The sequence below is a fragment of the Janthinobacterium woesei genome, from assembly GCF_051380875.1.
Taxonomy (GTDB): Bacteria; Pseudomonadota; Gammaproteobacteria; order Burkholderiales; family Burkholderiaceae_D; genus Janthinobacterium.
On record NZ_JBNYXW010000017.1, the window covers coordinates 1 to 22,540 of the forward strand.

The 22,540-nt window shown below is 61.4% G+C and carries 22 protein-coding genes and 1 pseudogene; 10 read left to right on the forward strand and 13 right to left on the reverse strand.

The window, feature by feature from the left end; genetic code table 11:
• Nucleotides 1–71 precede the first annotated feature (71 nt).
• Together ACQ4W6_RS19405 and alaC are read right to left on the reverse strand one after the other, a co-directional pair.
• Nucleotides 72–926: an HNH endonuclease gene (locus ACQ4W6_RS19405; protein ID WP_436568813.1), complete on the reverse strand. Its 855-nt coding sequence runs from the start codon at nucleotides 924–926 to the stop codon at nucleotides 72–74.
• Nucleotides 927–1,267: 341 nt separating this feature from the next.
• Nucleotides 1,268–2,485, reverse strand: coding sequence for an alanine transaminase (gene alaC / locus ACQ4W6_RS19410; protein WP_436568814.1), 1,218 nt, complete (start codon nucleotides 2,483–2,485; stop codon nucleotides 1,268–1,270).
• A gap of 305 nt (nucleotides 2,486–2,790) precedes the next feature.
• Between alaC and ACQ4W6_RS19415 the strand changes: the two genes are divergently transcribed.
• The gene (locus ACQ4W6_RS19415; RefSeq protein ID WP_436568815.1) at nucleotides 2,791–3,474 is read left to right on the forward strand and encodes a pentapeptide repeat-containing protein; all 684 of its coding nucleotides are present in this window, start codon (nucleotides 2,791–2,793) and stop codon (nucleotides 3,472–3,474) included.
• Between the two features lie 115 nt (nucleotides 3,475–3,589).
• A complete protein-coding gene (locus ACQ4W6_RS19420) occupies nucleotides 3,590–3,751 on the forward strand; it encodes a hypothetical protein (protein WP_436568816.1) in 162 nt (53 codons plus the stop codon).
• Between the two features lie 205 nt (nucleotides 3,752–3,956).
• On the opposite strand, the gene ACQ4W6_RS19425 is transcribed toward ACQ4W6_RS19420, so the two are convergent.
• A complete protein-coding gene (locus tag ACQ4W6_RS19425; protein ID WP_436568817.1) occupies nucleotides 3,957–6,230 on the reverse strand; it encodes a carboxy terminal-processing peptidase in 2,274 nt (757 codons plus the stop codon).
• A gap of 537 nt (nucleotides 6,231–6,767) precedes the next feature.
• Between ACQ4W6_RS19425 and ACQ4W6_RS19430 the strand changes: the two genes are divergently transcribed.
• Nucleotides 6,768–8,738: a methyl-accepting chemotaxis protein gene (locus tag ACQ4W6_RS19430; protein ID WP_436568818.1), complete on the forward strand. Its 1,971-nt coding sequence runs from the start codon at nucleotides 6,768–6,770 to the stop codon at nucleotides 8,736–8,738.
• A gap of 63 nt (nucleotides 8,739–8,801) precedes the next feature.
• On the forward strand, nucleotides 8,802–9,074 hold the full coding sequence (locus tag ACQ4W6_RS19435) for a putative signal transducing protein (protein WP_436568819.1): 273 nt from the start codon (nucleotides 8,802–8,804) through the stop codon (nucleotides 9,072–9,074).
• A 66-nt stretch (nucleotides 9,075–9,140) separates the two neighbouring features.
• Here ACQ4W6_RS19435 and ACQ4W6_RS19440 read toward each other — a convergent pair whose 3' ends face one another.
• Entirely contained in the window at nucleotides 9,141–9,689 is a 549-nt protein-coding gene (locus tag ACQ4W6_RS19440; protein ID WP_436568820.1) for a thymidine kinase, read from the reverse strand.
• A gap of 433 nt (nucleotides 9,690–10,122) precedes the next feature.
• Between ACQ4W6_RS19440 and ACQ4W6_RS19445 the strand changes: the two genes are divergently transcribed.
• On the forward strand, nucleotides 10,123–11,520 hold the full coding sequence (locus tag ACQ4W6_RS19445; RefSeq protein ID WP_436568821.1) for a pyridoxal-phosphate dependent enzyme: 1,398 nt from the start codon (nucleotides 10,123–10,125) through the stop codon (nucleotides 11,518–11,520).
• A complete protein-coding gene (locus ACQ4W6_RS19450; protein ID WP_436568822.1) occupies nucleotides 11,517–12,698 on the forward strand; it encodes a trans-sulfuration enzyme family protein in 1,182 nt (393 codons plus the stop codon). The genes ACQ4W6_RS19445 and ACQ4W6_RS19450 overlap by 4 nt, the downstream gene beginning before the upstream one ends.
• Nucleotides 12,699–12,722: 24 nt before the next feature.
• Here ACQ4W6_RS19450 and ACQ4W6_RS19455 read toward each other — a convergent pair whose 3' ends face one another.
• Together ACQ4W6_RS19455 and ACQ4W6_RS19460 are read right to left on the reverse strand one after the other, a co-directional pair.
• Nucleotides 12,723–14,981, reverse strand: a complete 2,259-nt coding sequence (locus tag ACQ4W6_RS19455; RefSeq protein ID WP_436568823.1) for a penicillin acylase family protein — start codon at nucleotides 14,979–14,981, stop codon at nucleotides 12,723–12,725.
• A 27-nt stretch (nucleotides 14,982–15,008) separates the two neighbouring features.
• Nucleotides 15,009–15,845, reverse strand: a complete 837-nt coding sequence (locus ACQ4W6_RS19460; protein ID WP_436568824.1) for a hypothetical protein — start codon at nucleotides 15,843–15,845, stop codon at nucleotides 15,009–15,011.
• Between the two features lie 124 nt (nucleotides 15,846–15,969).
• On the opposite strand from ACQ4W6_RS19460, the gene ACQ4W6_RS19465 reads away from it, so the two are divergent.
• The 4 genes and pseudogenes from ACQ4W6_RS19465 to ACQ4W6_RS19480 form a co-directional block, all read left to right on the forward strand.
• The gene (locus tag ACQ4W6_RS19465) at nucleotides 15,970–16,422 is read left to right on the forward strand and encodes a DUF2939 domain-containing protein (RefSeq protein ID WP_436568825.1); all 453 of its coding nucleotides are present in this window, start codon (nucleotides 15,970–15,972) and stop codon (nucleotides 16,420–16,422) included.
• A gap of 115 nt (nucleotides 16,423–16,537) precedes the next feature.
• Nucleotides 16,538–17,041: a DUF2939 domain-containing protein gene (locus ACQ4W6_RS19470; protein ID WP_436568826.1), complete on the forward strand. Its 504-nt coding sequence runs from the start codon at nucleotides 16,538–16,540 to the stop codon at nucleotides 17,039–17,041.
• 70 nt (nucleotides 17,042–17,111) lie between these two features.
• Entirely contained in the window at nucleotides 17,112–17,324 is a 213-nt protein-coding gene (locus tag ACQ4W6_RS19475) for a hypothetical protein (protein ID WP_436568827.1), read from the forward strand.
• 578 nt (nucleotides 17,325–17,902) lie between these two features.
• A pseudogene (locus ACQ4W6_RS19480) lies at nucleotides 17,903–18,445 on the forward strand (TonB-dependent receptor plug domain-containing protein); the annotation flags it as partial.
• Between the two features lie 580 nt (nucleotides 18,446–19,025).
• Here the strand turns inward: ACQ4W6_RS19480 and ACQ4W6_RS19485 are convergent.
• Genes ACQ4W6_RS19485 through ACQ4W6_RS19515 form a run of 7 tightly spaced genes read right to left on the reverse strand, consistent with a single transcriptional unit; the run spans nucleotide 19,026 to nucleotide 22,538 of the window.
• Nucleotides 19,026–19,295 (reverse strand): hypothetical protein, encoded by a 270-nt coding sequence (locus tag ACQ4W6_RS19485; protein WP_436568828.1) that lies wholly within the window; start codon nucleotides 19,293–19,295, stop codon nucleotides 19,026–19,028.
• Complete coding sequence (locus ACQ4W6_RS19490) at nucleotides 19,292–19,687, reverse strand: hypothetical protein (protein WP_436568829.1); 396 nt, start codon at nucleotides 19,685–19,687, stop codon at nucleotides 19,292–19,294. The genes ACQ4W6_RS19485 and ACQ4W6_RS19490 overlap by 4 nt, the downstream gene beginning before the upstream one ends.
• A complete protein-coding gene (locus ACQ4W6_RS19495; protein WP_436568830.1) occupies nucleotides 19,684–20,007 on the reverse strand; it encodes a ubiquitination-like system serine protease family protein in 324 nt (107 codons plus the stop codon). The genes ACQ4W6_RS19490 and ACQ4W6_RS19495 overlap by 4 nt, the downstream gene beginning before the upstream one ends.
• Nucleotides 20,008–20,051: 44 nt before the next feature.
• A complete protein-coding gene (locus tag ACQ4W6_RS19500; protein WP_436568831.1) occupies nucleotides 20,052–20,489 on the reverse strand; it encodes a D-Ala-D-Ala carboxypeptidase family metallohydrolase in 438 nt (145 codons plus the stop codon).
• Nucleotides 20,486–20,917, reverse strand: coding sequence for a phage holin family protein (locus tag ACQ4W6_RS19505; RefSeq protein WP_436568832.1), 432 nt, complete (start codon nucleotides 20,915–20,917; stop codon nucleotides 20,486–20,488). The genes ACQ4W6_RS19500 and ACQ4W6_RS19505 overlap by 4 nt, the downstream gene beginning before the upstream one ends.
• Nucleotides 20,896–21,330 carry a hypothetical protein gene (locus tag ACQ4W6_RS19510; RefSeq protein ID WP_436568833.1) on the reverse strand — a complete coding sequence of 145 codons (435 nt, stop codon included), beginning with the start codon at nucleotides 21,328–21,330 and terminating at the stop codon, nucleotides 20,896–20,898. Before ACQ4W6_RS19510 ends, ACQ4W6_RS19505 begins: the two co-directional genes overlap by 22 nt.
• Entirely contained in the window at nucleotides 21,330–22,538 is a 1,209-nt protein-coding gene (locus ACQ4W6_RS19515) for a tail fiber domain-containing protein (protein WP_436568834.1), read from the reverse strand. The genes ACQ4W6_RS19510 and ACQ4W6_RS19515 overlap by 1 nt, the downstream gene beginning before the upstream one ends.
• Nucleotides 22,539–22,540 lie beyond the last annotated feature (2 nt).

A 22,540-nucleotide genomic window follows, 5' to 3' on the forward strand; every position in this document is an offset into this window, starting at 1 on the left:
GTGCCGCGAAGTCGGCGCAGGCGCCGGCCAGCGGCAAGGCGACAACTCAGAAGGATTAACAACAACTCGCTTCACCGGCCAAGATAATTGACGCCGACCGGCCAAGATAGTTGACGCGTACCACCGATGAGTTCACGATGCCGCACCAGCACCGATGGGGCACACAGCATGGCGCCATCATCATCAAAACTGATCAGACCTCGATCAAACAAGGCATCGAGCGTCGCTATCAACGGCAAACCATTGTGGGGATCAAGCCGCTGCTGGTCAGTGGCCCCTTGCCAGGACAAGGCATGCGAAGCACGCAGGACAGACTCAAGATCGCAGCCGGTTACGGCGCATTTCCTGTCCCACAAGGCAAGCAATTCGTCGCGATACCTGCCTTGCCCGCGCCGCGCCTGGCAAAGTATCTCTATCTGCGTTGATCGCCCCTTCCCTCTCGCCATCAAATCATCGATATCATTCTGCTCCACCCTGCTGGCAATCAGGCCCAGGATAGATTCTTTCCCCTTGTTTAAGGCCCCAAACGCCTGTCGAGGATTGGTGCCGTGAAATACGACGACTTCGGCAGCCGAAACAGGCGTGCTGCGCAGATCCGCATACCAGCGCACCATGCGATGATACTCCTCTGGTTCGTTTGGGCTGATCACTGCGCCGCCTCGAAACACCACCACCGGCGCGTCGTCGAGAACCGTACCCGCAGCAACAATTCCCACCTTATTTACCCATAATAAAAGGGTATCGCCACGCTTGGGACGTTTAATCTTTTCCAGGAACTCGGGGCCGCCACTGGTCACCGCAACACCCTTTACCAACCATTCATTGTGAAAGCTGAACGCGTTATTGGACTTTGCGTCGCTATTGATGAAAAACGTGTCCGCTTCAGGGACTTTCTGATGCGCCTCGCTGAGATTTCCCTGTGTCATGCCTGACTTTCATAGGTGGATAGCCGCGCATTGAAACATGCATTGCATTCAGCGTCCATGAAATACATGTCAGACAATCCATAACACCTGTACCCCAACTCAGCGGGGCACTTTTTTTCCAGGCCATATCCAGGTTGGCGAACTTGAACAAGCAAACAGCTGCGGATTTTCAGGCAAAAAAAAGCCCGCTGCGGGAGCGGGCTGAATCTATTTCCTTGGAGGAGATAGAGGAGACAAGACCATGATGCCGCGTCGCAGCATATAAGGCCACTTTATATTCATGATGTCAGAAATAAGCAGCAGTGATATTACGGGCAAGAGATCATTCCACGCGGCAACTTTTACACTATTGTTTCCGTCTTGCCGCCGCCAGAGCGCAACATATTCTTGATGCCGCGCAAGGCCTGGCGCACGCGCGCCTCGTTTTCGATCAGGGCGAAGCGCACGTATTCATCACCATATTCGCCGAAACCGATGCCGGGCGAGACGCTCACCTTGGCTTTTTCCAGCAGCAGCTTGGCGAACTCCAGCGAACCCAGATGACGGTAGGCCTCGGGGATATGCGCCCAGATATACATCGACGCCTTCGGTTTTTCCACCATCCAGCCCGCTTCATGCAAGCCTTTCACCAGCACGTCGCGGCGGCGCTGGTACTGGGCGCAGATTTCCGTCACGCAGCTTTGATCGCCTTCCAGCGCGGCAATGGCGGCCACTTGCACGGGCGTAAAGCTGCCATAGTCATGGTAGCTCTTGATGCGCGCCAGGGCCGATACCAGTTCCGCGTTACCCACCATGAAGCCGATGCGCCAGCCCGCCATGTTGTAGCTTTTCGACATGGTAAAAAACTCGACTGCCACGTCGCGCGCGCCGGGAACCTGCATGATGGACGGCGCCTTCCAGCCATCGAAGGTAATGTCGGCGTAGGCCAGGTCATGCACCACCAGGATGTTGTGCTGTTTCGCCAAGGCAACGACGCGCTCGAAAAACTCCAGTTCCACGCATTGCGCCGTCGGGTTCGAGGGGAAGCCCAGCACCATCATCTTCGGTTTCGGATAGCTTTCGCGTATCGCCCGCTCCAGTTCGGCAAAGAAATCCACGCCCGGGCCCATGCGCACGGAGCGGATATCGGCGCCCGCGATCACCGCACCCCAGATGTGGATGGGGTAGCTGGGATTGGGCACCAGCACCGTGTCGCCCCGGTCCAGGGTGGCCAGCATCAAATGCGCCAGGCCTTCCTTCGAGCCGATGGTGACGATGGCTTCGCTGTCCGGATCGATCTCGACGTCGTAGCGCTTCTTGTACCAGTGGGCAATCGCGCGGCGCAAGCGGGGAATGCCCTTCGAGGTGGAATAGCCGTGCGTGTCGGGGCGTTTCACCGTGTCGATCAATTTGTCCACGATGTGGGCCGGGGTGGCGCCATCGGGATTGCCCATCGACATGTCGATGATATCTTCGCCACGGCGGCGCGCGGCCATCTTGAGTTCGGCGGTGATATTGAAAACGTAGGGAGGAAGGCGATTGATGCGCGAAAAACTGCGCGGAACTTGGCTGTCGGTCATGGTATCTCTCTACGTAAGCGCCCGGATCCGTCCGAGCGACGTTGGCGCAAGGCGCCTGCAACGATACTAACCCGGCGGCGGCGGCGCTGGCAAGGGCAATTCGGACGCGCTACAATACAGCCTGATCGAAAATGAGCGCACCGGTTGGTAACCCGGTAAGTGCCTGGCACCGTCCAGCATGCTCCCGCCCGCGCGGACCCACGGCGCTGACCTTTGGCTGTTACACCAGCCGGGGAGGTGGTCTGGTTCGTGCCTGCCTTTGCGCCGCGCCATCCCTCCCCTGCTTCACTTTAGGAAATAGACGGATGGAAACACACGACACTGTAGCAACTGGCATGACCCTGGACCGCGCCGGGATGGAACAGCAACTGGCGCTATCGGTGCGCCACTTTACGGATTGCGCGTTTGACGGCGAAGACCTGTCGCGCCTCGATTTGCAGGGCTGCACGTTCGAACGCTGCACCTTTGCCGAAACGATTCTTTTCGCCAGCAAGTTGGCGCGCAGCACCTGGCGCCGCTGCCGCGCCGGCAGCGCCGATTTCGAATCGGTGGACGCCGTCGACGCCAGCTTCGAAGGCTGCGACCTGAACAACACGAAATGGCGGCGCGCCAAGCTGGCCTCGGCCACCTACCGCGGCTGCAAGCTGACGGGCGCCGCGTTCGAGGAAGTGGCCCACCTGGGCCTCACTTTCGAAGACAGCCTGCTGGTGGGCGCCGATTTGCGGGGCTTTTCCTTCCGCAAGGCAATCTTGAAACAGCTCGATTTTTCCGACGCCTACCTGGCAGGCTGCGATTTCCGCGACGCCGTCTTCGAAGGGGGCAGCTTGCGCAATGCCACCATCAAACTGGCGAAGTTCCAGGGTGCCGACCTGCGCGGCGCCGACATCGACGGTTTCAAATTGAGCGAAGCGTCCCTGCTGAAGGGTGCCGTCATCACGCACGCGCAAGCGGCGAACTTCATGCGCGCACTCGATCTGGTGGTGATTTAATTTAACAGGCAAAAAAAAGCCCGCTGCAGGAGCGGGCTGAATCTATTTCCTTGGAGGAGATAGAGGAGACAAGTGCATGATGCGGCATCGCGGCATATCACGCCACTTTATATTGATGATGATAGAAATATCCACCAGTGATAACGTGGCGCCAGCTAGCGCTTCAGGCCGTGCGGCGCCTGGTCTGGCCACGCCCAAGCTGCAAGTGTTTACCGCCTGGGTCACGGCCCTGTCCGCCGCGCAGGCCGATGTGCAATTGCCGCCGCATGAAATTTGAGGCAAAAAAAAGCCCGCTACGAGAGCGGGCTGAATCTATTTTCTTGGAGGAGAATAGAGGAGACAAGTGAATTATGCTGCATCGCGGCATATCATGCCAATTGATTGTTGGAATGATAGAAATACGCAGTACATATAACTGTCTTTGCCTTGCACGAAAAAAAACCGGCTCCGCAAGGAACCGGCTTTTGAGCAAGTGAACCGCCTTACTTGGTTGCCGCCACCGGCGTCGCCTTGACGTCGACACCTGCGCCATACGGCAACACCTTGGCTGCCAAACGCGTATCGGCCTTGATCAGCGCCACTTCGTCGGCCAGGATGCGCGCCGTTTCGTTCAGCAGCACGTCCTTGGCGCTTTTCGCGGCCGTCTCGGCGTCGAGTTCGGCGCTAAGGGCACGCTCGTCGCCCTGCAAGCCGTCGTCGGTACGCAAGGCGCCCTTCACGGCGGCGATCTGCCTGGCCGTCTTGCTGGCCGCTTTCGCGCCTTTCAGCACGTCTTTCGGATCAGGAATCACCACCAGGTCGTCGGCAGGATTCGAAATTTGCGCGATCAAGCGTTTTTCACGGGCCTTGGCGCGCGCTTCCTGGCTATCGCGCTCCTTGCGGCGCACGCTTTCATTGAGCGAAATCTGGTTTTCCTTGCGCTGCTTGAGGACGAGGGCGATGTCATCTTGCAAGTACTGGAAATCCTTGTCCTTGGCCACGCGCGCTTCGTGCTTCTTGTCCAGCAGCGGCACGATATCTTTCAGGTCACCCGTCGGCATGTAGGGCGCCGGCTTGATGGCCACCCACGGCAAGGCATTGTCGTAGCTCGATTCGCCGAAGTTTTCCGTATCCGACATGGCTGGCAGCTTGATGTCGGGCGTGACGCCGCGCAATTGCGTGGTGCCGCCATTGATGCGGAAGAACTGCGCGATGGTCATTTTCAGCTCGCCGAAACGGGCTTTCTCGCTGCCGCCGAAACGGTCGAGGCTGAACAAGGTCTGCACCGTGCCCTTGCCGAAGCTGCCTTCACCGACGACAAGGCCACGGCCGTAATCCTGGATCGCGGCGGCGAAAATCTCGGAGGCGGAAGCGGAACCGCGGTTGATCAGCACGCCCATCGGGCCATCCCAGGCCAGGCCGGCGTTGGTATCGCTTTCCACCTCGACCTTGCCTTCGGCATTGCGCTGCATCACCACGGGGCCCTTGTCGATGAACAAGCCCGTCAGTTCGACGGCTTCGATCAGCGAACCGCCGCCGTTGTTGCGCAAGTCGATGAGGACGTTGTCAACCTTGTCTTTCTTCAACTCGCCCAGCAGGCGGGTAACGTCGCGCGTGGCGCTTTTATAGTCCTTGTCGCCACGCTGGCGCGCCGCGAAGTCCTGGTAGAAAGTCGGCAGGGAAATGACGCCGATGCGGCGCTTGACATTGTTCTCGCGCACTTCAATGATCGATTTCTTCGCTGCCTGCTCGTCCATGCTGATTTTCTTGCGCACCAGGGGCAAGAGCAAGTGCTTGGCGTCCGGGCCGGCATCGGCCGGCAGGATGTCCAGACGCACCACGGAATCCTTGGCGCCACGGATCAATTGCACCACGTCGTCGATGCGCATGCCCAGCACTTCGGTGATGGGGCCGCTTTCGCCCTGCCCCACGCCGACGATGCGGTCGCCCACCTTCAGCTTGCCCGACAGGCCGGCCGGGCTGCCCGGCACGACTTCGCGCACCACCGTGTATTCGTCGCGTGTCTGCAGCACGGCGCCGATGCCTTCGAGCGACAAACGCATGGCGATGTCAAAATTTTCCGAGGCGCGCGGGCCCAGGTAATTGGTGTGCGGCTCGATCGACATGGCATACGCATTCATGAAGATCTGGAACACGTCTTCACTGTTGAGCTTGCGCGAACGGGCCGTGTAGCTTTCATAGCGCTTGTCCAGCGTGTCGCGGATGGCCTTGTCTTCCTTGCCCGCCAGTTTCAGGCGCAGCCAGTCATTCTTGACGCGCTTGCGCCACAGGTCGCGCACTTCCTCGTCGTTCTTCGGCCAGGCGGCCTTTTCGCGGTCGAGCTGGTAGCTTTCATCGGCGGTGAAGTCGAACTTGGTTTTCAGCAATTCACGCGCATACGCCATGCGCTCGTCAAAACGCTGCTGGTACAGATTGTAGATAGCGAACGGCGCTGTCAGGTCTTCATTGATGATGGCGTCGTCGAGCTTGGTGCGCAGCGGCGCGAAACGGTCGATATCGGCTTGCACGAAAAACAGTTTTTCCGCGTCGAGCGACTTGAAATAGCGGTCGAAAATCTTTTCCGACATGGCGTCATCGAGCGGCGTGGCCTTGTAATGGACGCGCGTCAACACGCGCGACGCCCACAGGGCGGCCTGCGTTTGCTGGGCCAGCGGCTTCATGGGGGGCGGAGGAGTGGCGCTCTTGTCCGTCTGGGCTGCGCCAGCCTGGGCTGACAGGGCAAGCACCAGGGTGACCAGCATCATTTGCTTCTTCATCGGCTTCTCCGAAAATTAATTGAATCAATTCCAGGCGGCGCAGATTCGCATGCGTCGCCAGCAAGACAGTAAGGGGGAATACACGACTGGTCTGCATATTATTCTACAGGATACGCACTACCAGTCTCCCATGGAATATCAGTTTCTTCCCGGAAGCTTAAACGCGGATTAAGGCCGGCGTTTCATTCATTACAAACTGAAACATCCGTGTGCATGCGCAGCGCGCCACACGATCAACGCAGTTGCAAGTCAAAAAAGGCAACGCGCCATCTTTGCATTGCTTGATCCAAGTGACGTTTTTATGCAAAGTAATGATACTTACGGGAAACACTTAGTAACAAAACACAAGTGCCATGCTATTATCGCGGCCTGTTTCACGGGCTGTTGACACCGCCACAGCCCAGTCTTGCCCCTTTCCAGACGTACCAGCTTCCGCAGATTGCCCTTCTTCACATTGCCTGCCTCTACCTATCCAGCGGCAACGCGCACGGCGTGTGTGCGCTGCGCCGCCAACCCAGACTTGATTTGACTATTGCCATGCAAAAAATTTCCCTTCATCCCCGCCACTGGAGTGTCGGCGGCAAGATTACCGTCTTCACCTTTGCCCTTGTCAGCCTGATCCTGGCCAGCCTGACGGCATTGATCAGTATCAGCACCTCCAGGGTGCTGGAACAGCGGGCCGAAGCGGCCGTAGCCAGCGAACTGAACAGCGTCATGACAACCACCGAAGTGTTCCATACCGCCATGGTCCATGAAGCGGCCAGCTTCGCGCGCCTGTTTGCGGCCGAATTTGCCGCTCCGTTCGCTCTCGACACGGACAATATGGTGGCCGTGGCCGGCAAGGCCACGCCAGCGCTGCGCAATGGCGACAAGGTTCTCAACCTCGATACGGCCCTGGTCGACCGCTATACAGCCCAGACCGGCGCAATCGCCACCATTTTCGCCGTCGACGGCGAGCAATTCGTGCGCGTCAGCACCTCGCTGAAGAAGCAGGATGGCACGCGCGCCATCGGCACCCAGCTCGACCATAATCACCCCAGCTATGCGCCGCTGCGTGCGGGCCAGCGTTTCATTGGCATGGCAACTTTGTTTGGCAAGCAATACATCACGCAATACGACCCCGTGCGCGACGCCGCTGGCAAGGTGGTGGGCGTGCTGTTCATTGGCCTGGACATCAGCCAGAATCTGGCCATGCTGAAAGACAAGATACGCCAGGTCAAGATCGGCCAGACGGGCTACATCTTCATCGTCGACACGGCGCCCGGAGCCAATTACGGCCAGCTGGTGCTGCACCCCAGCAGCGAAGGCAAGAGCGCGCTCGACTTCAAGGCCAGCGACGGGCGTTTATTCATCCAGGAAATGCTGGCGCAAAAGAATGGCGCCCTGCGCTATACCTGGACGGCGCCGGGCGAGAGCAGCGCCAGCGCGCGCGAAAAGCAGCTGAGCTACCGTGCCTTCGCGCCCTGGCACTGGGTCATCGCGGGCGGCACCTTCAGCGACGAGATCACGCTGGAAGCCCGCCAGTTGCGCAACCAACTGGCCCTGTCCGGCTTCATCGCCGTGCTCGTCTTTGCGCTGCTGCTGTACTGGCTGGTGCGCGTGCTGGTGGCGCGTCCGCTGGCACAGGCAGAAGCGGCTGCCGCGCAGATGGCAGAAGGCGACCTGACGGTACACCTCGATACGACCAGCGGCGACGAGATCGGCCGTTTGCTGCGCGCCATGAACCGCACCAGCGACAATCTGTCGCAAGTGGTCAGCAAGGTGCGCGGCAGCGCCGGGCAGATCGCCACGGCGTCGGGAGAGATTGCCGGCGGCAACCTGGATTTGTCGAGCCGCACGGAACAGCAAGCCAGTTCACTGGAAGAGACGGCTGCCTCGATGGAAGAACTCAGCTCCACCGTGCGCCAGAACGTTGATCACGCTCAACAAGCGAGCCGTTTGGCGCGTGAATCGTCCAGCCTGGCAGCCGAAGGCGGCGCCGCCGTGGCGCAGGTGAACAGCACCATGCAAGCCATCCGCAGCGCGTCCGGCAAGATCGCCGACATCATCGGCGTGATTGACGCCATCGCCTTCCAGACCAACATCCTGGCCTTGAACGCGGCCGTGGAAGCGGCGCGCGCCGGTGAACAGGGACGCGGCTTTGCCGTCGTCGCCACCGAGGTGCGCACCCTGGCGCAACGCTCGGCGGCGGCGGCGAAAGACATCAAGGACTTGATCCAGACCTCGGCCAACACGGTCGACCTGGGCCATGCGCAAGTGCACCAGGCCAGCGCCACCATGGACACCGTGGTAGCCAGCGTGCAGCAAGTGAGCGCCATCATGGCCGAGATCGCGCAGGCGAGCGAAGAACAGCGCAGCGGCATCGAGCAAGTCAACCAGGCCATCGCGCAGATGGACCAGGTGACCCAGCAGAACGCGGCCCTGGTGGAAGAAGCGGCAGCGGCCGCCGACGCCCTGCAGGAGCAAGCGCAGGAGTTGCAGCAGGTGGTGGGCGTGTTCAAGCTGTAAGCGCCAGCCGGGTGCTAAGATGGAGCGACATCGACCACGCCAGCGACCGCGCCAGGAGACACCATGCACAACGACTACGTTTTGATAGCCCGGCTGATGATACCCACGGATGCGCATGTGATCCGCGGCTGTTTGGAAGCGGCCGGCATCGACGTCATCCTCACGGACGACCAGCACATGCAGGCGAACTTGCTGCTGGCGCCCGCCATTGGCGGCGCGCGCGTGCTGGTGCGCGAAAAAGATGCGGCGCGCGCGCATGACATCCTGGCCGCCTACGAACGGGGCGACCTGGCCTTGTCCGACGATGCCGACGTCGGCGCGCCGGCGGTGGAGTAAGCAGATGGAGTAAGCAGGTGGCGTAACTAGCTGGAGTAACTAGGTGAAGTAACTTCCTGGCATCGATCAGGAGTAGAAACAGCGCCCGCACGCCTGGCGATAGCTTTCATTGCCGCCAATACTGATCTGCTCGCCTTGCTTGATGCGGCGGCCCTGCTCGTCCACGCGGATGTTCATCGTGGCTTTCTTGCCGCAAGTACAGATATTTTTCAATTCCTCGATATCGTCGGCCAGCGCCAGCAGATAGGCCGAGCCGGGGAACGGTTCGCCCTTGAAATCGGTGCGCAAGCCGTAGCAGATGACGGGTACGCCCTTCACTTGCGCCAGTTGGTGCAATTGTTGTACCTGTGCCGTGCTGAGAAATTGCGCTTCGTCAACCAGCAGGCACGCTACCTGGGGAATATCGGCCAGAAAATTCGTCTCGGCATCGAAAATATCGACCTGGCGCTGCGGCCCCAGGCGCGAAGTGACCCGGCCCACGCCATAGCGGCTGTCGATGGCGGCCGTGTACAGGCGCACCTTCTGCCCCTGCTCTTCATAGTTATGCGCGACCTGCAACAAGGCCGTCGACTTGCCCGCGTTCATCGCGGAATACCGGAAATAAAGTTTTGCCACTGCCGCCTGCCCTATCTGAGTAAATTTCAATACTATTTCGAACACCTAACCAAACCTACTGCGCGTCGCGATTTGCGGCCTACGATGCTCACTGTGCATTCGCACAGCTGCGCTTCTCAGGCCAACGGGGGCGCCGAGCCTCACATCCACTCGCTACGGTTTTGTTAGGCGTTATTAGCACCTCTCGAAGGCGTGATTATAAATCGCAATGGTAACTTGCGGCAGCTTAATCCACGCGCCGACAGCGCGGCAAGCGGCGAAAAAACGGCGCATACTGGCATGGAGAAAGCCGCTGTCCATATGCGAAAGCCGACTATGCAAGCATTAAAACATTCGTTCGCAGGCCAGGTCCGCCAGCCTACACTGCGGCCTTTTGCACGGAAAGCTTCTCGGGACACAATCCGGAGCGGCTGTTTCGCTGACAGGAGCCACCATGAATGACCGCATGCCATCCTCACCCCCCTCCCGGCCGCCAGCGCTATACCAGCTGATCGGCCATACCCCACTGGTCGAAGTGACCAGGCTCGACACGGGCCTGTGCCAGCTGTTCCTGAAACTGGAATCGCAAAATCCGGGCGGCTCCATCAAGGACCGCATCGGCCTGTCCATCATCGAAGCGGCCGAAGCCGATGGCCGTTTGCAGCCGGGCGGCACCATCATCGAGGCGACGGCCGGCAACACGGGTATCGGCCTGGCGCTGGTGGGCCGCATCAAGGGTTACCGGGTGATCCTCGTCGTGCCCGACAAGATGTCGACGGAAAAAGTGCTGCATCTCAAAGCCCTGGGCGCCGAAGTGCATACCACGCGCTCGGACGTGAGCAAGGGCCACCCCGAGTATTACCAGGATTACGCGGCGCGCCTGGCGCGCGAACTGCCGGGCGCCTTCTTTGCCGACCAGTTCAACAATCCCGCCAATCCGCTGGCCCACGAAACCACCACGGGGCCGGAAATCTGGGAGCAAAGCGGCCACGACGTGGACGCCATCGTCGTCGGCGTGGGCTCGTCGGGCACCCTGACGGGCCTCACGCGCTACTTCCGCAAGGCGCAGCCGAAGCTGGAATTCGTCCTGGCCGACCCGCAAGGCTCCATCCTCACCGAATACATCGACACGGGCAAAGTAAGTGACACGAGCGGCTCGTGGGCCGTGGAAGGCATCGGCGAAGATTTCATCCCGTCGATTGCCGACATGGACAGCGTGGCCAAGGCCTACACCATCAGCGACCAGGAAAGCTTCGACAGCGCGCGCGCCCTCTTGCGCGCCGAAGGCATCCTCGGTGGCTCGTCCACCGGCACCCTGCTGGCCGCCGCCCTCAAATACTGCCGCGAACAGAGCACGCCCAAGCGCGTCGTCACGTTCGTCTGCGATACGGGCACGCGCTACCTGTCAAAAGTCTACAACGATGGCTGGATGCGCGACCAGGGCTTGCTGCAGCGCGTCCTGTCGGGTGACTTGCGCGACCTGATCGGGCGCCGCTACGACGAGGGCGACGTCGTCAGCGTAGCCCCGGGCGACACCCTGCTGACGGCCTTCAACCGCATGCGTGCCAGCGACCTGGCGCAACTACCCGTCATCGCCGCAGGTCAACTGGTCGGCATCATCGACGAATCGGACTTGCTGCTGCACGTCTCAAGCGATGCGGCGCATTTCGCTACGCTGGTGGGCGCCACCATGACCACGCAGATCGAAACGCTGGCGCCATCGGCAGGTCTGCCCGCCCTGCGCGCCACCCTGGACCGGGGCTTGACGGCTGTCGTCGCCGACGCTGACGCCTTCTATGGCCTGATCACCCGCTTCGACCTTCTCAACCACTTACGCAGGACACTATCTTGAGCCAGGACACCACCCGCAAGAGCCATCTCGCCACGCGCGTCATCCACGCCGGCCAGTCGCCCGACCCCTCGACGGGCGCCATCATGCCGCCCATTTACGCCACCTCCACCTTCGTCCAGGAAAGCCCCGGCGTGCACAAGGGGCTGGACTATGGCCGCTCGCACAATCCCACGCGCTGGGCGCTGGAGCGCTGCGTGGCCGATCTGGAAGGCGGCAGCGCCGGGTTTGCCTTTGCTTCTGGCCTGGCGGCCATTTCCTCGGTGCTGGAATTGCTCGACGCGGGCAGCCATATCGTCGCCGGCGATGACATGTACGGCGGCACCTACCGCTTGTTTGAACGCGTGCGCCGCCGCTCGGCCGGACATGACTTTACCTACGTAGACCTGACGAATCCGCAAAACCTGCTGGCCGCGCTGCGCCCCGAAACGAAGATGGTGTGGGTCGAGACGCCGACCAATCCGATGCTGAAACTGGCCGACTTGCGGGCCATTGCCGACATCTGCCGCGCACGGGGCATCATCGCCGTGGCCGACAATACCTTCGCCAGCCCGCTGGTGCAGCGCCCGCTGGAACACGGCTTCGACATCGTGGTGCATTCGACCACCAAGTATCTGAACGGCCACTCGGACATCATCGGCGGCATCGCCATCGTCGGCGCGCAAGAGCGCCAGGCGGAATGGCGCGAGCAGCTGGGCTTCTTGCAAAACTCGGTGGGGGCGATTGCCGGGCCATTCGACAGTTTCCTGGCCTTGCGCGGCGTCAAGACGCTGGCCATCCGCATGCAGCGCCACTGCCAGAGCGCCCTGGCGCTGGCGCAATGGCTGGAACAGCAAAAGGAGGTGAAAAAAGTGTTTTATCCGGGGCTGGCTTCGCACCCGCAGCATGCGTTGGCGCAGCGCCAGATGGACGGCTTCGGCGGCATCATCTCGATCGACCTCGATTCCGACCTGGCGGGCGCGCGGCGTTTCCTGGAGCGCTGCGACATCTTCGCCCTGGCCGAAAGCCTGGGCGGCGTGGAAAGCCTGATCGAGCACCCCGCCCTGATGACGCATGCCAGCATCCCGCCAGAACAGCGGGCCAGGCTGGGCATCGGCGACGGCTTGATCCGCCTGTCGGTGGGCATCGAAGACCTGGAAGACTTGCGCCACGACTTGCGCACGGCGCTCGACGCGATTTGATACTGAACGGTAGCGCGATTCAGCTCAATCCGTGGCCGGAATACGCTGCACTGTAGCGTGTTCCCCAGGCCGGTACCTGCGCTCCAGGTGCTGTGCCACGTCTTCAGGATAAAACAGCACGTCCCTGAACTCGCCGCGCGCATACATGGCCGCCTGGTCATTGAAGTGTGGCGAGGTCGGGTCGCCGCTCTGGCCACCGGCAAGGATGCTTTTCGCCTTGATGCGCGGGCCAAATTCCACGGCTGCCACAAAACTGTTGCCCCTTTCCCCATAAATGCGCCGGTTTTTTCCATTCGTGTTCTTGCTGCTTTGCCCAAACGCGGCCAGAGCGCCCCAGTTGCCCGAGGCGTAAGGCACGGGCAAGCTGGCTTGCGCATCGTCAAACGGCTGCAGCACGTCGCCCGTCAGGCGCTGGAAGCGGTTGATGTCGCCCCACGGCGTTTGCCAGTGGCCGAAATCGCGCTGCAGTGTATCCGCAGCGCTGGTCAAAGAGGCGAGGCGCTGCGCCGCGCTGACCTTGTCCGTTGCCATGAAATCGACCACGGGCACGCCCTGCTCGCGCGCCTGTTTGCCCACCAGTTCGGCCAGTTCCTGGCCCCAGAACACGGCCAGTGACGTGGCCGTGGACGTGAGCGAATAACGCCAGTCCCAGGCCCGCAGCAGCGCGATCTTGTCGGCCAGCGCCAGCTTTTGCGCAGCATGCTCCGGCAGCGCATCCCAGGCGGCGAACAAGGGCGGCAGCAAGGACTCGAACGCCGTCAGTTCGCTGTCGTAGGAAGCGGCGATCAGGCTGTCGAGGGTAAAACCCGTCTTGTTCTGGAAGACCTTGAGCGCATGCAGGCCGCGCGCGTTTTCGCCGTACACGGACATGTAGGCGGGATAGTCCTGCTGGCGCGGGCTGTTGCTGCCGGCCGCCGAATACGGCCAGTTATTCGTGTTCTGTATCCAGCCGTTTTTCGGGTTGAACAGGGTGATAGTTTGCGCCACCGTGTGCAAGCCCTGCCATTCGGTAGCCGGATCGCTGCCATCGACGGGCTGCTTCCAGTTGAAGCGCGGGTCGCGCACGGGGATGAAATTGCCGTGGAAATAGGCGATATTGCCGTCCGCATCCGCGTACACAGTGTTGTTCGACGAATTCGTGCGCAGTTCCATCGTTTGATAAAACGCAGCATAATCGCGCGCCTTGGTGCGCGTGTACGATTGCATGAGCGCCTTCAAGGGCGAGTGCATCAGGCGCACGGCTATCCATTTTCCATCCAGCGCCCGCACGATGGGTCCATGGTGGCTGTAGTAGACCGTGATGGTTTTCGTGCCCATGCCGCCACCGGCCAGCTTGTACGGCAAAGTGATTGGCACGGTTTTCAATGGTTTCAAGGCGCCGTCATAGCGGTAGAACCAGGCGCCGTCCTTGTCGACGATGCTTTCCAGGTATTCGTCGATGACATCGCCGCCACCCGAGGTGTGCATCCAGCCGAGTCGCTCGTTGAAACCCTGGTAGACAAAGAACTGGCCCCAGGTGACGGCGCCATACGCATTCAGGCCTTCACCGCTGGCCATCTGCACTTCGGGACGGAAATAAAACGAGGTGTGCGGATTGATCATCAGGAGCGCATGGCCGTTTTTGGTGATGGCGGGCGCGATGGCGAAGCCGTTCGAGCCGCTCGGCTCAGGCTCCATCCCGGTTTCCACGCTGGCCAGCGCCACGGCAGCGGACCCGCCCTGCTGGCCATAAAACGCTTCGAGCTGCGCCAGGTTGATCGATTCGATATCGCCGCCGATGCTGCCTTCACTGAAACTCAAGGCCATCCACGGCTCGAAATGCGTGATCAGGCGCGGTTTCACCTGCGGATGCGTGGCCAGGTAAAAATTGAGGCCATCGGCAAACGCATCCATCAACTTGCGCAGCCAGGGCGGGCTGGCGCGGTACTGCGCCTGCAGCTCTTGCGGATGGATGAAGAGCTTCATGCGCAGGTCGCGGTATAGCTCCTGCTCGCCCTCCACTTCCGCCAGGCGCCCCATGGCGTTGATGTAATTGCGTTCCACGCGCGGGAAGTCATCCTCGGCCTGTGCATACATCAGGCCAAAGACCGCATCCGCGTCGCTCTTGCCCGTCACATGGGGCACGCCCCAGGTATCGCGCGCGATGCTGACATTGGCAGCCTGCGCCTGCCAGCGTGCCATCTCGGTGACAGCAGTGGCAGCGGCGGCGGGAGCGGCCAGCACGGGAGACACGGCAACGGCGCCGCAAGCGATGGCGGCAAACAGGGTACGGCTGTGCAGCATGCACTACTCCAGAATCAGGTCAAACAATCAGGATGCGTCGATTAAAGCCGAAATACGCTGGTTCAGTTCCACATTTTCTGCCTGCAGCTGCACATTGCGCTGCGTCAAACTGGCGATCTCGCCGCGCAGGCGCTCCATTTCGGACGGCGCCTGCGCCGCGTTCTCGGCCCACGGCTCGTTGCCCGTCTCCGGCGTATCTTGCGACACGTGGATCTTCGGCTCGCGCGGCGTGCGCGTGGCGGCGCGCTGTTCGCGGATTTCCTTGGCCGCCTGGCGCAACAGCTTCTTGCCGCCAGCGACGGCTGCCACCTGCTCGTCCTGCGGCAAGGACGCCACGGTAGCCGCCGCATTGATGGAAATCATGCCCGAACGGACCGCTTCCACCAGTTCCGGCGAGGCCGCCTTCTGGATCTTTTCGATCTGGCTGATCTGGTTGCTGCTCAGCCGCGCCGCCTTGGCCACTTCTTCGCGCGTGCTCATGGGGGGCTTGGGCGCATGCTCGCCGTCGGGCGCGTCAAGCGCGTTGACGGGCGCCGGGCTGCGCGCGGCGACGATTTCCTTCTTGCGCAGGGCCAGCACGCCGCGCTGGAAGTCCGACACGCTGCGCCGCGCCAGGTGATTATCGATCATCCACAGCATGACGTCGTCGAGCGAGGTAAAGCTGGTGTTCTGGATGGTCTTGAAGTCGATGCCGTGCTGGCGGCAGATGGCGTAGCGGTTATGCCCGTCGATCAGCACGTCGTTCCACAGCACCAGCGCGTCGCGGCAGCCCTCGGCCAGCAGGCTGCGTTCAAGCGCGGCGTACTCGCTGGCGGTGAGCGGGTCGATATACGACTGCAGCACCTGATTGATAGTGATATTCATGGTTGTCCTCAATATTGCGGCGCGATGGCCCGCGCCGGCACGAATGCTACACCATCTGCCCATCCTGGCCGGGTAAAATCACGGCGGCAAAGATCATCCAACATATCATCACACTACACAGACCATGAAAAGAAAATACGCCGTCGCCGTGATTTTTAGCGTCGCCGCCATCGGCATTACCTGGGTCAGCCCCTACATCGCCATGTACCGCATCAGCATCGCGGCCAAATCGGTGCGCCTGGAAAACCTTGCGCAGCAGGCCGACCTGCCGGCAGTGCGCGCCAGCGTGGCACGCCAGTTGCAGGCGGCCGGCGAAACAAGCAATGCGGACGAACTGAAGGAAATGCTCGACACCATCGTCTCGCCGCCTGGCATCACGGTATTGATCTTGCACGGCAAGCACGGCGCCGATGGCCGGCGCCACGATTTCGGCATGGCTTACCGCTCCTGGAATGAAGTAGTGCTGCGGCGCAAGGGCGCCGGCCCTGCCGCCACCCAGTTCCTGCTGCGCCGCCATGGCATCTGGGATTGGCAACTGGCGGACATCGTCCTGCCACCCGAGCTATTGAAATATTGACTCAGGACAATAATTACCTAAAACGCTATATTGATTTCTAGAAATATTATGTAGAATACCAACACTTCAGGCGCACCGGGTCGCCAGGCATCCGAGAGACTGCATGATGAAAAAAATGTTGCTTCTAGCTCTAGTAGCACTGGCCGCACTGGCCGGCATCTTCTATGGCAGCCCGTATTTCACCATGAACCGGATCCGCACGGCAACCCTGGAGCAAGATACGCATGCGCTCGCTACGCATGTCGACGTACCCCAGCTGCGCGGCAGCCTGGGACAGCAATTGCACGCGCTGTTTTCGGCACCGGAAGTGGGCGACGGCATCAGCCCGGACGTCATCGATCCTCTGCTCGACACCATGCTGATGCCGGAAGGCATCATCGCCTTGATGAAACTCAACGACCGCTACGAAAACCCGGTCACCAAGGTCAGCGATATCAGCGGCCGCAAGCGCAATGCCAAGCCCGACTACACCCTGCGCTACACCTCCTGGAACAGCGTCGTCGTCCAGCGCGCCCACAGCAAGAGCCACATCGGCGAGCTGACCCTGACGCGCGACGGCGTCTGGGGCTGGAAGCTCACGTCAGTGGCGCTGCCCAAGAATCTGCTGGCCGATGCGTGAAGATGCGTGAAGCTGCGTAAAACGCCTGCGCGCTGCTATTATCTGTCCACCCACACTATACGGAGGCAGCATGACTGACCTGGTACAACACGCACTGGCCCACGCGGGCAAACCGGCCACCACGCCCTGGGTCGTGACCTTGGTCAGCGGCGAAAAGCTCACCGGCCCCATCACGCCAATCAACGACGGCTGCTATGCCATCGGCCTGGGACAAATCAAGTATTTTTCCAGCGACAAGGTTGCCTGCCTGAATGTGTCTGGCGCCGGGGCATTCCCCATCTGACGGGAACGGCGGTGCAAGCCAGGCCAGCGCCGCGCGCGCGTGCCTGATGCCTCCCGCACCAGGCAGGCGGCGGCGCGACCGGCAATGTAGCGTTGCAACACCACCACCACCACGAAAAAAATGTTGGGCCGCATGCAAAATTGCCTGCCCCGCAGCCCAATCAACGCTGCAAAATTGATAATTCTTTTTTGCACTGCCGCAGGGAAGATCCCTTCTTCATCTGGCCGTATTTGCGCTGGCACAAGCCTGCCGGCACCCCACTATGCACCCGCCTGATATGGACGACAAATACGATTTTATTGGCCTATTGAGTCGAATTTGATATGAATCGTCGCGCCTGGACAATGGCGTGAATAGCAATACTTTCCGTGCTAGCATGACTTTTCGTCTGGCTGGCCAGCACCTGCCAACAGCGCCCCACCACCCCGAGCGTTAGGAGCCGTTTCATGATGACACCGCATGCCCGCACAGTACGCCGCACCCTGGTCGCCCTGGCAATTACTGCCGCCTTCCCCTTGCAGGCGATGGCGCAGGCACAGGCACCGACGTAGGACGGCGTTCCGGCTACCGCCGCCGACCTGCCTGCCGCCCCGGCGGCACAGGCCGGTCCGGGTCAGCTGGAAACGGTGATCGTCACGGCGCAGCGTCGCGCCGAAAACATCAAGGACGTGCCCATCTCGATCGCCACCTTAAAAGGCGACAAGCTCGACACATTGACGGCCGGCGGCGCCGACATCCGCTTCCTCAACAGCCGTTCGCCCAGCGTCTCGGTTGAATCGGACTACGGCCGCACCTTCCCGCGCTTTTACATCCGTGGCCTGGGCAATACCGACTTCGACTTGAACGCCTCGCAACCCGTGGGCCTGGTGATGGATGACGTGGTGCAGGAAAACGCCATGCTGAAAGGCTTTCCCGTGTTTGACGTGGATCAAGTCGAGGTGCTGCGCGGCCCGCAAGGCACCTTGTTCGGCCGCAACTCGCCGGCCGGCGTGATCAAGTTTGATTCCGCCAAGCCCGTCTTCAAGACGGAAGGCTACCTCAGCGGCGGCTTCGGCAAGGACGGCATGAAGAACCTGGAAGGCGCCTTCAACGTGCCCGTCAGCGACACGGTGGCCTTGCGCTTTGACAAGCGCTGTGCAATGGGCGTGGCGCTAATCAACAACGAGGGCGGGCAAAAAATGACAACCTTCATGCTGCGATATGCGTTCGAAAGCGCTCGTGCAAAGGCGGCGGTGGACAATCCCAAGATCGAAGCGGAAATACGCAACTTCCAGTTTCGAGATTTGCGGGCCAAGGCAGGGACGGATACAGAAGAGGAGAGAGGAATTGATGCGGCCCAGGCCCAGCTGGGGCACTCGACTGCGACAATGACAGCGCAGTATGTCCGGCATCGTCGAGGCAAGCTAGTGAAGCCGACAAAATAGGCGCAGGTGGCTTTTTGCGGAACAAAGCCAGTTTTGCGGAACTGGTGAAGGCTTTAAAAATAGTGAATACTATCTCGGAGAGTTGCATACGCGCTGGTGCCCGGAGCCGGAAGTCGAATGCCAGTAATAATGCGGCCTTTGGAGCGCAGTGGGGATATTTTGGGGAGGTGCGAATTAGATTCCAGAAAAGGGAATGTGCAATCACGCTCATGAGTATATCCACTATACATGCTAACGAGAGGGCTCCCGAATATGACCAAGTGAACTTGACGCCGCGCTACCGGCAACCCGCAATAACCGCCTCCAACTCACCCTCATATTTCCGACCACGCGGCCAGTCTCGCGCCAGCGCCAGGACGATCTCACCATCCGTTGCTGCCGACCCCAGTTTGTCGAATTCGTATGCAGGCGCCTGAATTGCCATCTTTACACATGGTGTAAATACGGGAATTTCGACCAGTTGCGGCGCTGGTGGCGTGCTGGCGCATCCGGCCAGCAGTGCGACCGCTGCGAGTTGTAAAGCATTTCTTGACAACTGCCCCATCATCGGACGCCCTCCAGCAGCAGCCTGACGGCAGGCATAGCCTCGTCGCAGGTGGCGGCGCGCGCGCCAGCGATCTGCGCCAATGCCGCACTGTATTTCCGGCTCGATGCAGCAGCCACCGCCTGCGCCGCAGCGCCGCGCTCCTGCGCTGCCATCGTGGCCTTGGCCATGCCATCGATAGCGACGTTCTGCTCCCCGATCGATGCGCGCAGGGTAGCGCTGGCGCCCTGCTCCACCGCCAGCGCCGCGCGCGCCGTATCGCGGTCGTCTACAGCCAGCCACCAGCCGGTACCGGTGGCGCTGGCCACCATCAGCAGCGCGGCGGCCAATGCGACGGCCGCCGCCTTCCAGATGCCGCTGACGGCGGCGCCCGCCAACGCCGTGACGGCGCTCACGCCCCATCCCCCAGCAAGCCCGTATCCCAATCGGGAATGTCGACCGTCTGGCCGGCCAGCTCATGCGTGCAGTCACCCAGGAACTGGATGCGGCCATCGACCACGAACGAATGACACACGAACGGCACCGGCTCAGGCAGCGATGCCTCGCCACGCATCCATGCCGCATGCGCCTCGTCAGCAAGTGGCTGCGTGCCGCGCACCAGGAGCGACGGCGAGAACGTCGGCCTCTCGGCGTCGCCGTTCCATGCCCATCGTGGGCCGGCGCCGATGCCAACCCAAACCCGGTGCGGCACACCGCAACCGGGGCACTCGAACATGAGCCCGTCGCCCTGCACGCTCCGCAGGATCCGCGAGAGCGCGCTCATACAATACCCGCCACGTAGCTAACAGCGCCGCCGGCGAACTTGGCTGTCAGCACCTGACGCCGCGGTGCGCCTGCCGACAGCGCGATGTGCACCCACGTTCCCTCGTAGATCAGCTGATCGAACACGATGCCGCTTTGCCGGATCAGCATGGCCAGCGCCTTGGGCGCCAGCTTGGCGGTGCTGATGTCGGCGGCCAGGCCGGTCAGGTGCGCGCTACTACCCGCGCCGCCGACCGCTTTATTGAGCGCCGGCGAGCGGTAGCCGCTGGAAATGGTGATGGGCGCGCCCACCAGCTGACGCACCTGCTCGAGCAACGCAGCCAGGCGCGTGAGGTTGACGAGGACATCAGGCGCTGGCGCGTTGTCGATGCCCTTGCGGGTGGCCACCTGCGAGGCGACCAGTTCGCCCAGGGTGAAATTCTTGGTTAAGTTCATGGCGTACCTTCAGGTGGTGGTGGGCCGCCGAGACGGCTATTCAGTTTGGCCAGCGCGCCGGACAGGTACGCTTCGAGCACACGCGCGCCGCCGAAGCCGGCCAGCGGGATCAGCGCCGCCTGCAGCAGGATCGGCACTTCCTGCCAGGCGCACAGGAAATATGTGACCAGGCCGGCCAGCATCGACAGCAGCAGATCACTCGTCACCTCCAGCGGTACCGATTTGATGGTGATGGCCGGACTGGCGATTTTGCGCAGCGTGGCCGAGGCACCGCCGATCAGCGACAGCACGACCGCCACAGCCACAGCCGCCGGCGGGATGGTCGACAGGTCGCTGCCGAACGTGGCCTGCGCCGCCCATGCGCTGGCGCTCCAGAATGAGGCCAGCCAGGCCCAGCAGATTTTTTTCAGTTGCAGACTGTCGAGCATTGGGCGTCCTGGTTGCGTTGGTGGGCGTCGATGAACGCGATGAGCATGATCGTGGCGGCATTCCACAGGTAGTAGGCCAACAGGCCGCCGCTGCGCAGGTTGAAAAACTCGACGTAGAGCTGGGCGATGTAGCAGAACGCGAGCGCCGCCAATATGTAGTGACGCTGACGGCGCCCCACCCGCCAGTGGAAACGGTCGGGCAGCACGTCGTTGACGACCGCGTCGAGCAGCGCGGCCGCGCCGACGGCCATCAGCAGCCAGATCAGCACGGCGCCGTCCCGTGTCGATGCCACCAGGTGCATCAGCGAGCGGTCGTCGGTCATGGCCACGTACCAGGTCACGATGGCATTGCCGCCGACGTACATGCGGAAGGCGCTGCCGGCCAGGTCGATGCCGGTGTGTAGGGCGCGCATTACTGGGCCGCCTCAAGCGCCGCCAGCCGAGCCTCCTGGCCGGCCGCAATAAACATGGCCAGCTCGTCGTAGCGGAATGCGTAGCGGTCGCCAGCCTCCAGCGTGACCTCGGTATAGGCAGCGCGCGCCTCGACGGCCGGGAAACCGGGGCTGGCAGGCATGGCATGCGCGACGATCTGGCCGAACGTGTTCAACACAGCAGGCACCGCCTCGGCAGCAGACACGGCAGGCCGCGCCTCGATGGCCGGATGCTCGACGGTTTGCTGTTCCCATTCGTCGTAGCAAATGAATCCGTAATTGAACGGGTCCAGGCCGTGCGCCTGCATGATCTCGATGGCGCGCTGCACGGTGGGGCCGATGTGTTCGCGCGCATCCTCCCCCTTGCTTTCCACAGCATCGCGCCAGCGGTAGATGCCGATGGCGCGGGCAATGTCACGGGCAGCGGCGATTTCGGTCGAGGTGAGATCGCGGAAATAGCATTTCAGGCGGACGTCGGAGGTGTTGATGGTGCCCGTCCGGGCGTAGACAGTGCTATACGCCAGCGCCGACGAGCCCAGCGTATGCGCGTTGTCCACCAATGGTCCGACCGAACCTGCCGTGAGCGTGGCGCGCGCCACTATCGCGCCAGGCGTCACCGTGAAGGTCGACTCGGCGCCACATTTCACGCCGAAAATGGCAGGTGCCTCATACGCGTCGACCGGAGGGACTGCCTGCTCTGGGATTTGATGCACAGCAATCGACGAGTCGATGTATGGCTCAATGGTAAAAAAATCATTCGTTTTGATGTACACCGAGCCATCCCGCCCAATGCGCACCGCCGACACAGTATTTGTCGGCAGCGCGCCGATTGAATAAAAATGGCCGCGAATTTGCCCATCATTATCATAGCGGAGCGAAATGACCGTCTCCATCGCATTACTCGCCCCCGTAGTATCGTACGACGCCGTGCCAAGCACTCGTACCGACGCCTGCGAGGGGGAGCCCAGCGCATTGAGTTTCGCTACCCGAAACCACATACCGGACACGCCACCGGCATTTACGCCAATCGCACCGCGGATGGCGATAATCGTGCTAGTACTCTCCACTAGCCCGGTCAATTTCCCACCAGTCAGCGGCAGCGCGTTATACGGCCCGGCCGCAAACGCATCCCACATCTGGTTCAATACCTCCAGCACGTTTTTCATACCTGGTAAAAATTTCGATGCCATTT